Here is a 9,958-nt window from a genome sequence, read left to right on the forward strand (position 1 = left end):
CTTGCCTGCGATAGGGCCGGCAAGGCCTCAGCGCAGTTCAGCCTCTGGCACCGTCGTGCGCTGCGCAATCGCTTCGGGCCGCCACTGCTGGCGGGCCACGGCCAATACTTCAGCCGGCGTTGCCAGCAGCAACTGCGGGTCAGTCGCCTGCCCCAGCGCCCGTAACGCCCGCAACAACAGCGGCGTCGCCTGCTCGGCCTGCAACGGCGGCGAACGGTATGACTTGCCAAGCTTGTGGCCGTCCGGCTGCACGATCAGCGGTATGTGCAGATAGCGCGGCTGCGAAAAGCCCAGCAGCTCTTGCAGGTACAACTGGCGCGGGGTGTTGTCGAGCAGGTCGGCACCGCGCACGATGTCGGTGACACCTTGCCAGGCGTCGTCCAGTACCACGGCCAGCTGGTAGGCATACAGGCCATCGCGGCGCTGTATCACGAAATCGCCCACGTCGCGGCCCAAGTGCTGCTGGTAAGCACCCTGTACGCGGTCGCTGAAACGGTAGGTCAGCTCTGGCACCCGCAAGCGGATCGCCGCGCCCTCGCGCGCATGCCCAGCGTTACGGCACAGGCCTGGGTAGATGCCGCCATAGGCCTCCAGTTGCTTGCGCGAGCAGGTGCAGGCATAGGCCAGGCCCATGTTGAACAGGCGGTCGACCACGGCGGCGTAGGCGTCGTGGCGCTGGCTTTGAAACACCACTTCGCCGTCCCAGTGCAGGCCGTAGCGTTCGAGGGTTTGCAAGATGGCGTCACGGGCGCCGGGCATTTCCCGGGGCGGGTCGGTGTCTTCCACGCGCAGCAGCCAGCGGCCGTCGACGGCGCGGGCATCCAGCCAGGAGGCGAGGGCAGCCACCAGTGAGCCAAAGTGCAGGAAACCGCTGGGGGTGGGGGCAAAGCGCCCGATGTAGCTGGAGTTGGTCATGGTCTGGCTGGGTATATAAATGCAACGGGGCGCATGATGCGCCCCGTTCGGTTGGAAGAAAGATCAGCCTTTGCCGACCGTTTTTTCCTTTTTCTCGGCGATTTCCTTGCAGTCGAAGCACAGGTCGGCGGTAGGGCGGGCTTCCAGGCGGCGCAGGCCGATCTCGATGCCGCACGACTCGCACCAGCCGTACTCGTCGGCCTTGATCTTGTCGAGGGTCTTGTCGATTTTCTTGATCAGCTTGCGCTCGCGGTCGCGGTTGCGCAGCTCAAGGGCGAATTCTTCTTCCTGGCTGGCACGGTCGGCCGGGTCGGGGAAGTTGGCTGCCTCGTCCTTCATGTGATCCACAGTGCGGTCCACACTGGTCATCAGCTCTTGCTTCCAGGCGCCGAGAAGCTTGGTGAAGTGCTTTTTCATGGGCTCACCCATGTATTCTTCACCCTTGGACTCTACGTAAGGCTCGACACCGTACATGGTCTGACCGGTTTTTTGCTTTTCTACGGTGGACATGAATAGACCGCCTCTCACTCATCTGATCCAATGCGCAGGATGCTCCATCTCCGGCGACCGCCGGCCCTGCGACTGCGAGCCGCCGAACTTACCAGATAGATCGGGGGTGCGCTAGCCCGCCCGATCCTGCTAACAGACACCGGCCTGAGCGGTACGTTCGATTGCTTACGCAGTTAGAATCTTCAGTTTAGCCGCTATTGAGAGAAGGTCATGGCCCACCCCTACAGCGCGCGCAGCCGCGCCATCGAACCTTTCCATGTCATGGCACTGCTGGCGCGGGCCAACGAGCTGCAGGCGGCCGGCCACGACGTGATCCACCTGGAAATCGGCGAGCCGGACTTCACCACCGCAGCACCGATTGTGGCTGCGGGCCAGGCCGCGCTGGCCGCCGGCCACACCCGCTATACCGCCGCACGCGGCCTGCCGGCGCTGCGCGAAGCGATAGCCGGGTTCTATGCACAGCGCTATGGCCTGAGCATCGACCCGCAGCGCATTCTCATTACCCCAGGCGGCTCAGGCGCCCTGTTACTGGCCAGCAGCCTGCTGGTCGACCCCGGCAAGCACTGGTTGCTGGCTGACCCGGGCTACCCGTGTAACCGCCACTTCCTGCGCCTGGTAGAGGGCGGGGCGCAACTGGTACCGGTCGGCCCGGAGGTGAACTACCAGTTGACCGCCGACCTGGTGCAGCGCTACTGGGACCAGGATACCGTTGGCGCCTTGGTCGCCTCGCCGGCCAACCCGACCGGCACGGTGCTGGGCCGTACCGAACTGGCCAGCCTGGCCAAGGCCACCCGTGAACGGCACGGCCACTTGGTAGTCGACGAGATTTACCATGGGCTGACGTACGGCATGGATGCGCCCAGCGTGCTGGAAGTGGATGACTCGGCGTTCGTCCTGAATAGTTTTTCCAAGTATTTCGGTATGACCGGCTGGCGCCTTGGCTGGCTGGTGGCGCCACCGCAGGCCGTGGCCGACCTGGAGAAACTGGCGCAGAACCTGTACATCAGTGCGCCGAGCATGGCACAGCATGCTGCGCTGGCGTGCTTCCAGCCCGAAACCCTGGCCATCTTCGAACAGCGTCGCGCCGAATTTGCCCGCCGCCGCGACTACCTGCTGCCGGCGCTGCGCGAGCTGGGTTTCCGCATTGCCGTTGAGCCGCAGGGGGCGTTCTATCTATATGCCGATATCAGCGCTTATGGCGGTGATGCGTTTGCCTTCTGTCGGCATTTCCTGGAGACCGAACACGTGGCCTTCACCCCGGGCCTGGACTTCGGTCGCCACCTGGCCGGGCACCATGTGCGCTTTGCCTACACGCAAAGCCTGCCGCGTCTGGAGGAGGCGGTGCATCGCATTGCCCGTGGCTTGCGGAGCTGGCAAGGCTGATGCTTTTTTCACCTGCACTCGAACACGGCCGCCTGCTGCGCCGCTACAAACGGTTCCTGGCCGATATCGAATTGGCCAGCGGCGAGCAGTTGACCATCCACTGCCCGAATACTGGCTCCATGCTCAATTGCATGCGTGAAGGCGGGCTGGTGTGGTTCAGCCGCTCCAACGACCCCAAGCGCAAACTGCCGGGCACCTGGGAAATCAGCGAAACCCCACAGGGCCGGTTGGCGTGCGTGAATACCGGGCGGGCCAATGCCCTGGTGGAAGAGGCGCTGCGCGCCGGTACGATCGCCGAGCTGGTCGGGTTCACGGCACTCAGGCGTGAGGTGGCGTATGGCGAGGAGGGCAGCCGCATCGACTTCCGCCTGGAGTTCGACGGTGCCCCGGCCTACGTCGAGGTCAAGAGCGTGACCCTGGGCTACCCCGATAGCCCGGTTGCGGCGTTTCCCGATGCGGTGACCCAGCGCGGGGCCAAGCACCTGCGCGAGCTGGCGAAGCTGGCCAGCCAAGGCATACGGGCGGTGCAACTGTATTGCGTCAACCTGACCGGCATCGACGCGGTGCGCCCTGCCGAGGAGATCGATGCCGCTTACGCTCAGGCGTTGCGTGCTGCGGTGGCGGGCGGGGTGGAAGTGCTGGCATACGGCACGCGCCTGGATCCGCAGGGTATCGTCATCGACCGCCGCTTGCCGGTGCTGCTCAACCCTTGAGCCAGACGCCCTGGGTATCTTCATGGCAGCCCAGGGCCTGCAACTGCTCACCGTCACAGGGGCCGGCCACGCATTCGCCGCTCTCGATCAGGAACAGGGCGCCGTGATGGCCGCACTGGATCAGGCTCGCGCTGTCATCGAGAAACCGCTCCTGTGCCCAGTTCAACGGGATGCCCTTGTGTGGGCAGCGGTTGCGGTACAGGTAGACCTGGCCCTGGCGGCGCACGCCGAACAGTTGCAGGCCGTCTACGCTGAAGGCGCGTGTCTGGCCCTCGGCCAGGCTGGATGAGGTACAGAGAAAATGCATGGCAGTACGACTCGTGAAACAGATGATGGCTTGACGCGTCAATGCGAATAATTATCAAATTGCCCGCATTCGCTGCGTCCGGCTTCCCATGGTGCGCAGTTCCGCCGCTCGCCACAAGGCGTGCAGCTCGCCTTCAGAAGGAACCCGATGATGCGTCGTCCCGTCGCTTTGCTCGCCTTGTGTGCAAGCCTTGTGCTCTCTAGCCAGGCCCTGGCGGCAGACCTGCCGCAACGCTGGGTCAGCGCCGGCGGCGCGCTGAGCGAGTGGATATGCGCGTTGGGTGGTGAAGCGCGGCTGGTGGGGGTGGACACGACCAGTCAGCACCCAGCTTCGTTGAAGTCGCTGCCCAGCGTGGGGTACCAGCGCCAGCTGTCGGCCGAGGGCGTGCTCAGCCTGCGCCCGGATGTGCTGGTGGGTACCGAAGAAATGGGCCCGCCGCCGGTACTGGCGCAAATCCGCAAGGCCGGTGTGCGTGTCGAGCTGTTTTCCAGCAAGGCCGAGCTGGCGGCGGTAGACAGCAACCTCAAGCAGTTGGGGCAACTGCTGGGTGCAGAACCGCAGGCCACTGCGCTGGCCGCGGGTTACCATCAGCAACTGCAAACCTTGCAGGCCAAGGTCCAGCAGGCCCAGGCGCAGCACAAGGCACCCGGGGTGTTGCTGCTGGTCGGGCACGCTGGGGCCAAGCCGCTGATCGCCGGGCGTGGCACCGCCGGTGACTGGCTGCTGGGCCAGGCCGGTGGGCGCAACCTGGCAGAGCATCAGGGCTACAAGCAGTTCTCGAACGAAGCATTGGCTGCCCTGGACCCGGATGTGATCGTGTTTTCCGACCGGGCGCTGGCCGATGAGCAGGCGCTGCAGGCTTTGTTGAAAGAAAACCCGGCGCTGGCGGCTTCGCGTGCCGTGCGTGGGCAACGCCTGGTATCGCTTGACCCCACGCTGCTGGTCGGTGGGCTTGGGCCGCGCCTGCCGGCGACCTTGCAATCACTGGCAGCTACCTTCTACCCGGCAGCCAAGGCCAGCTTCGCACAATGAACCAGCGGGTCCAGCCACGTACGTTGTTCATTTGCCTGAGCCTGCTGTGCCTGCTGGCGGTGTGGCTGTCGCTGGCGCTGGGGCCGGTCAGCCTGCCGCTGTTCGATACCCTGCGCGCGGGCCTGCGGTTGATGGGCCTGCCCGTTACCGCCGACGGCTTGCAGCAGGCCGAAATGATCCTCGGCCAGATCCGTCTGCCGCGCACCTTGCTTGGGCTGGCAGTGGGCGCGGTGCTGGCGTTGTCCGGGGTCGCCATGCAGGGGTTGTTCCGTAATCCGCTGGCCGATCCGGGTTTGGTCGGGGTGGCCGCCGGGGCGGCCGTGGGCGCGGCGCTCGCTATTGTCGGCGGGGCCTGGTTCGGCGGCCTGCCAGAGGCCTTTGCACCCTATTTGCTGTCGTTCTGTGCCTTTGTCGGGGGCCTTGGCGTGACGGCGCTGGTCTACCGCCTGGGCCGCCGCGATGGGCAGACCAACGTGGCCACCATGCTGCTGGCCGGGGTCGCGATGACGGCACTGGGCGGCGCGGTGGTGGGGCTGTTCTCGTACCTGGCCGATGACGCCACGTTGCGTACGTTGACCTTCTGGAACCTGGGCAGCCTCAACGGTGCCAGCTACGACCGGCTATGGCCGTTATTGCTGGTGGCGGCGGGTGTGGCACTGTGGCTGCCACGGCGGGCCAAAGCGCTGAATGCCTTGCTTTTGGGGGAATCCGAGGCCCGCCACCTGGGCGTTGATGTGGAGCGGCTCAAGCGCGAACTGGTGTTCTGCACGGCGCTTGGGGTGGGTGCGGCTGTTGCGGCTGCCGGCCTGATCGGCTTCATCGGCCTGGTGGTGCCGCACCTGGTGCGTTTGCTGGCCGGGCCGGATCACCGGGTGTTGTTGCCAGCCTCGCTGCTGGCTGGCGGTGTGCTCATGCTGTTTGCCGACCTGGCGGCACGGCTGCTGCTGGCACCTGCCGAGTTGCCGATCGGTATTGTCACGGCCTTTGTCGGGGCGCCGTTCTTTCTGTTCCTGCTGGTGCGAGGGCGCAGCTGATGTTGCATGCCGAGGGCCTGCACTTGCGGCGGGGCAGCAACGAGGTGCTGCATGACATTGATCTGCAATTGCCCCCCGGCCAAGTGGTGGGCGTGCTCGGCCCCAACGGCGCGGGTAAGAGCAGCCTGTTGGGCGTGATGTGTGGCGAGCTGGTGCCAGACCGTGGGCGGGTGACGTTGCAGGGGCGCGGCCTCGGTGATTGGCCTGGACAAGAGCGGGCCCGGCGCCTGGCCGTATTGCCTCAGGTGTCGAGCCTGGGGTTTTCGTTCAGCGTCGAGGAAGTGGTGGCCATGGGCCGCATGCCGCACGGCACCGGGCAGCGGCGCGACGCCGAAATTGTCGAAGCGGCGTTGCAGGCAGCAGATGCCTGGCACCTGGTAGGGCGCAGTTACCTGGCGTTGTCCGGCGGCGAGCGGCAACGCGTGCACCTTGCCCGTGTGCTGGCGCAGTTGTGGCCGGGGGAGCAGGGCACTACCTTGTTGCTCGATGAGCCCACCTCGATGCTCGACCCGCTGCACCAGCACACTACCCTGGAGGCTGTGCGCCGCTTTGCCGACCGCGGCGCCGCGGTGTTGGTGATCTTGCATGACCTGAACCTGGCGGCGCGCTACTGTGACCGGATCCTGTTGCTGGAGCAGGGGCGTTGCCATGCCTTTGCCTCGCCTGAACAGGTGCTGACGCCGGCAGCGTTGAAAGCCGTGTACGGGATCGACGTGCTGGTGCAGGCACATCCTGAGCGTGGCCACCCGCTGATCATTACCCGTTAAAGCCGGCCCGATCGTGGTCGTGAGCGGCCGCTACCCATGGAGCTTCTGCCAATGCGACACCCGCTGTTGTCCGGTTTTTCGCTGTGCATGTTACTGGTATTGGGCGGCTGCCAGGCCAGCCTGCCACCGTTGCCTGCCTGGCAGAGCACCGAAGGGCGCACGCATGCCCAGCTTGGGCAGGTGGTCGATCTCGGCAGCGGGCAGGTAATCAGCCCGGACCAACTGGTGCAGCGTTTGGCTACCGCACCGCGAGTACTGGTCGGCGAAAAACATGACAATCCCGACCACCACGCACTGCAAGTGTGGTTGCTGCACGCCCTGCAGAGCCAGCATGCCCAGGGCAGCCTATTGCTGGAGATGCTGCAACCTGAACAGCAGCCGCGGGTGGACAGGCTCAAAGGGCAACCCTTGCCGACAGACTTGCCCAAGGCACTGGCGTGGCAGGAGGGCTGGGACTGGCAGTTGTACGGGCCGATCGTGCGTGCAGCCCTGCAACAGCAGATCCCGCTGTTGGCCGCCAACCTTTCCCCAAGTGAAATGCGCCAGGCCTACCGGCAGCCGGCGCCATTGGCGGGCGAGAAATCCAATGCCGCGACCGTCAGGGCGAGCTTGCTGCAGCAGGTACGCACCGGGCATTGCGGGATGCTGCCGGAAAGCCAGCTACCGGCGATGCTGGCCGTGCAGCAGCAGCGTGACCGGCGCATGGCCGAGCGCTTGCTGACGGCGCCGCAACCGGCACTGCTGTTTGCCGGGGCCTATCACGTGCGCAAGGACCTGGGCGTGCCGTTGCACCTGAGTGACTTGGGTGCGCAGGGTGCGAGCAAGGTGCTGATGCTGGCCGAGGTGGGCGAGAAGGTTCAAGCAGGTGAGGCCGATTACGTGTGGTACACGGCGGCGACGCCAGAGCAGGATTATTGCGCGCAGCTGAAACGATAAGACATGAGAACCTTGGGCAAAAAAAGACCCGGCAAATTGCCGGGTCAATAACCGTGATTAGCCTGATGAGGAGATAATCTGAGAGTCCGAACCAGGGGCTCTTAGCTTATCCAACCAGTCTCGCGACCAGTTGTGATAATCATAACAATTCTCATTTAGCCGTCAATCCCCTTTTCGCGCTTATTTTGGATTTTTTTGCGCGGGGGTTTTCGCATCCAGTTGTTGGTTGAGGGCTTCTTTGCGTTCGAGTGGCAAATCGTTCCAGTGCATATCCAGCAGGGCGCCTTCTATGGCATACAACAGCACCTTCGATGCGCGAAACCCTCGCGTCTTCACGGCCTGGTATGCACCCACCGCACCCAGGCGGCGCAGATCCGATGCACTGTGAATGCCGGCCGCATGCAGCCACTGCGCAGAGGTCTTGCCAAGGTTTTTCAGATGCTGCAATTCATCGTTCATCGAGCCTCCTTGCGATGGCTGAACGGGTCATGGGGAGATAAATCGCGAGCAGGTCAGAGAGGAGTGTAGCGGGGGTTGGGGAATACGCGGCTTTTTGCCATCGGGACGATGAGACGCCCTTTGCCGGCCTCTTCGCGGGCTCGCCCGCTCCCACAGGTTCGGCGCAGCCTTCAAGGGCTGTGGTTTACCAGTGGGAGCGGGCGAGCCCGCGAAGGGCCGGCCCAGGAAACCGGCTAGCTTACAAGCCAGGCAGACGCTGGCGAATCTGCTCGATCACCTGGTCCATGCTGCCAGCCGTCTGGGTGTCAACGTGGGTGCTCTGCGCCAGCTCCTGCGTATCCAGCGCCTCTCGGCTGGCCTGCTGCGCCTTGACCACTTCCAGGGTGGCATCCGACGGGTCGTTGTTCTCGGCCTGGCGCTGCTCCAGCCAGCTGGCAATCACCGCGTCCGGCGCGTGGCAGTCCAGAATCAGGAACGGCACGCCAGTCTGGCTGGCGACCTCGGCCGCAGCCTGGCGCTGTTCGCGTTTGAGGTAGGTGGCATCCAGCACCACCGGGAACCCTGCCCGCAGCACGGTCGCGGCGACTTCGTGCAGGCGCCGGTAAGTGGCAGTGCTGGCCTCCTCGGCATAGATGCCGGTGCTGAGCTGGGTGGCCTCAGCCTGCTGCTGTTCGCCGTACAAGCGCTTGCGCTCTACGTCGGAACGCACGCGCACCGCGCCCAGGGCCTCGACCATGCGCATGGCCACGTGGCTTTTGCCCACTGCCGATACACCGTGGGTGATGGCCAGCAGGCGCGAAGGGATAGCGCTGTAACTTTCTGCCAGGTTGGCGTAGTTGCGGTAGGTGCGCAGGGTGGTGGCACGCTGCACGCCATCGGCATTGGCCGGCATGCTGAACAGGGCGACCTTGGCCCGCACCAGTGCGCGGTAGGCCTTGTAGAAGTTGAGCAGCTCCAGGCCCTCGTAGTCGCCGGTCAGTTCCAGGTACTGGCTGATGAAGCGCCGGGCCAGGCACTTGAGGCCGCGGTCTTCCAGGTCCATCGCCAGGAAGCCGGTGTCGGCGTAGACGTCGGTCAGGCGGAACGGTTCGTTGAATTCGATGCAGTCGAAGATCACCACCTGGCCATCGATCAGCGTGGCGTTGCCCAAGTGAATGTCACCGTGGCATTCGCGAATGAAGCCATTGGCCTTGCGTTTTTCCAGCAGGCCATGCAGGCGCTCGAAGCTGCTGCGTGCCCAGGCTTGCAGGGCGTCTAGCTGTTGCAGGTCGGCCTTGTCGCTGAGGAACGGGCGAATCTGCTCGAAGTTCTGCTCCACCGGCGCCATGACGGCCTCCGGCGTGCCCAGTGGGTGCTCGACCGGTACCCGCGGAGCCTGCAGGTGGAATTCGGCAATCTGCCGGGCCATCTGGTCGATGTGCGTGGCGTTCAGTTCGCCATTGGCCTGCAAGGTGCTGAGCATCTGGCCTTGGGGGAACTGGCGCATCTTCAGTGCATATTCGATGGCCTGGCCTTCGCCGGCGAGCTGCGGCGCATCGGCGCTACCGGTGATCGGCAAAACGTCCAGGTACAGGCCGTCGGTCAGGCGCTGGTTCAGGCGCAATTCTTCGTTACAGAAATGCTGGCGCTGGTCCAGGCCAGTGAAGTCGAGAAAGCCGAAGTTCATCGGCTTCTTGATCTTGTAGGCGTACTCGCCCGTCAGCAGCACCCAGGAGATATGCGTCTCGATGAGCTGGAACCCGTCCACGGGGTGGGGGTACAGGGCGGGGGTCTGCAACGCAGTGATAAGAGCTTGGCTCACGGCAAATCCTTCCGGGGGCAGGGAATTCGAATGCATCATTATGGTCAATGGTGCCATCCCTGCCTACCGCCGGGCCGCCTGCCCAGTCTTTCCAAAGTGCG

At 64.6% G+C, this 9,958-nt stretch carries 11 protein-coding genes; 6 read left to right on the forward strand and 5 right to left on the reverse strand.

Annotation, left to right across the window (positions count from 1 at the left end; all coding sequences use genetic code 11):
* Window positions 1-27: 27 nt before the first annotated feature.
* Together gluQRS and dksA are read right to left on the reverse strand one after the other, a co-directional pair.
* Window positions 28-915, reverse strand: coding sequence for a tRNA glutamyl-Q(34) synthetase GluQRS (gluQRS, locus tag GYA94_RS24510; protein WP_161893282.1), 888 nt, complete (start codon window positions 913-915; stop codon window positions 28-30).
* 63 nt (window positions 916-978) lie between these two features.
* Entirely contained in the window at window positions 979-1,425 is a 447-nt protein-coding gene (gene dksA / locus GYA94_RS24515; protein WP_009685370.1) for an RNA polymerase-binding protein DksA, read from the reverse strand.
* A gap of 210 nt (window positions 1,426-1,635) precedes the next feature.
* Here dksA and GYA94_RS24520 point away from each other — a divergent pair, with 210 nt between their 5' ends.
* Together GYA94_RS24520 and sfsA are read left to right on the forward strand one after the other, a co-directional pair.
* The gene (locus tag GYA94_RS24520; RefSeq protein WP_110679069.1) at window positions 1,636-2,808 is read left to right on the forward strand and encodes a pyridoxal phosphate-dependent aminotransferase; all 1,173 of its coding nucleotides are present in this window, start codon (window positions 1,636-1,638) and stop codon (window positions 2,806-2,808) included.
* On the forward strand, window positions 2,808-3,521 hold the full coding sequence (gene sfsA / locus GYA94_RS24525) for a DNA/RNA nuclease SfsA (protein WP_161893283.1): 714 nt from the start codon (window positions 2,808-2,810) through the stop codon (window positions 3,519-3,521). The genes GYA94_RS24520 and sfsA overlap by 1 nt, the downstream gene beginning before the upstream one ends.
* On the opposite strand, the gene GYA94_RS24530 is transcribed toward sfsA, so the two are convergent.
* Complete coding sequence (locus tag GYA94_RS24530) at window positions 3,511-3,828, reverse strand: Rieske (2Fe-2S) protein (RefSeq protein ID WP_161893284.1); 318 nt, start codon at window positions 3,826-3,828, stop codon at window positions 3,511-3,513. The genes sfsA and GYA94_RS24530 overlap by 11 nt on opposite strands.
* Before the next feature lie 147 nt (window positions 3,829-3,975).
* Between GYA94_RS24530 and GYA94_RS24535 the strand changes: the two genes are divergently transcribed.
* The 4 genes from GYA94_RS24535 to GYA94_RS24550 are packed head-to-tail and all read left to right on the forward strand — an operon-like array spanning window position 3,976 to window position 7,597.
* A complete protein-coding gene (locus tag GYA94_RS24535) occupies window positions 3,976-4,860 on the forward strand; it encodes a heme/hemin ABC transporter substrate-binding protein (protein ID WP_110679072.1) in 885 nt (294 codons plus the stop codon).
* A gap of 50 nt (window positions 4,861-4,910) precedes the next feature.
* Window positions 4,911-5,894 (forward strand): FecCD family ABC transporter permease, encoded by a 984-nt coding sequence (locus GYA94_RS24540; RefSeq protein ID WP_161893287.1) that lies wholly within the window; start codon window positions 4,911-4,913, stop codon window positions 5,892-5,894.
* Window positions 5,894-6,661 carry a heme ABC transporter ATP-binding protein gene (locus GYA94_RS24545; RefSeq protein WP_009685378.1) on the forward strand — a complete coding sequence of 256 codons (768 nt, stop codon included), beginning with the start codon at window positions 5,894-5,896 and terminating at the stop codon, window positions 6,659-6,661. The genes GYA94_RS24540 and GYA94_RS24545 overlap by 1 nt, the downstream gene beginning before the upstream one ends.
* Window positions 6,662-6,712: 51 nt before the next feature.
* Window positions 6,713-7,597: a ChaN family lipoprotein gene (locus tag GYA94_RS24550; RefSeq protein ID WP_161893285.1), complete on the forward strand. Its 885-nt coding sequence runs from the start codon at window positions 6,713-6,715 to the stop codon at window positions 7,595-7,597.
* Window positions 7,598-7,777: 180 nt separating this feature from the next.
* Here the strand turns inward: GYA94_RS24550 and GYA94_RS24555 are convergent, their stop codons facing one another.
* Window positions 7,778-8,056: a TfoX/Sxy family protein gene (locus GYA94_RS24555; RefSeq protein ID WP_029886419.1), complete on the reverse strand. Its 279-nt coding sequence runs from the start codon at window positions 8,054-8,056 to the stop codon at window positions 7,778-7,780.
* A 238-nt stretch (window positions 8,057-8,294) separates the two neighbouring features.
* A complete protein-coding gene (locus GYA94_RS24560; protein ID WP_161893286.1) occupies window positions 8,295-9,857 on the reverse strand; it encodes a bifunctional aminoglycoside phosphotransferase/ATP-binding protein in 1,563 nt (520 codons plus the stop codon).
* Window positions 9,858-9,958 lie beyond the last annotated feature (101 nt).

It is taken from the genome of Pseudomonas juntendi (assembly GCF_009932375.1).
Lineage (GTDB): Bacteria > Pseudomonadota > Gammaproteobacteria > Pseudomonadales > Pseudomonadaceae > Aquipseudomonas > Aquipseudomonas juntendi.

What these genes read in the sequence shown, in the direction of transcription:
- gluQRS (WP_161893282.1), bottom strand. Translation starts at nt 915, where the DNA reads ATGACCAACTCCAGCTACATCGGGCGCTTTGCCCCCACCCCCAGCGGT.
- dksA (WP_009685370.1), bottom strand. Translation starts at nt 1,425, where the DNA reads ATGTCCACCGTAGAAAAGCAAAAAACCGGTCAGACCATGTACGGTGTC.
- GYA94_RS24520 (WP_110679069.1), top strand. Translation starts at nt 1,636, where the DNA reads ATGGCCCACCCCTACAGCGCGCGCAGCCGCGCCATCGAACCTTTCCAT.
- sfsA (WP_161893283.1), top strand. Translation starts at nt 2,808, where the DNA reads ATGCTTTTTTCACCTGCACTCGAACACGGCCGCCTGCTGCGCCGCTAC.
- GYA94_RS24530 (WP_161893284.1), bottom strand. Translation starts at nt 3,828, where the DNA reads ATGCATTTTCTCTGTACCTCATCCAGCCTGGCCGAGGGCCAGACACGC.
- GYA94_RS24535 (WP_110679072.1), top strand. Translation starts at nt 3,976, where the DNA reads ATGATGCGTCGTCCCGTCGCTTTGCTCGCCTTGTGTGCAAGCCTTGTG.
- GYA94_RS24545 (WP_009685378.1), top strand. Translation starts at nt 5,894, where the DNA reads ATGTTGCATGCCGAGGGCCTGCACTTGCGGCGGGGCAGCAACGAGGTG.
- GYA94_RS24550 (WP_161893285.1), top strand. Translation starts at nt 6,713, where the DNA reads ATGCGACACCCGCTGTTGTCCGGTTTTTCGCTGTGCATGTTACTGGTA.
- GYA94_RS24555 (WP_029886419.1), bottom strand. Translation starts at nt 8,056, where the DNA reads ATGAACGATGAATTGCAGCATCTGAAAAACCTTGGCAAGACCTCTGCG.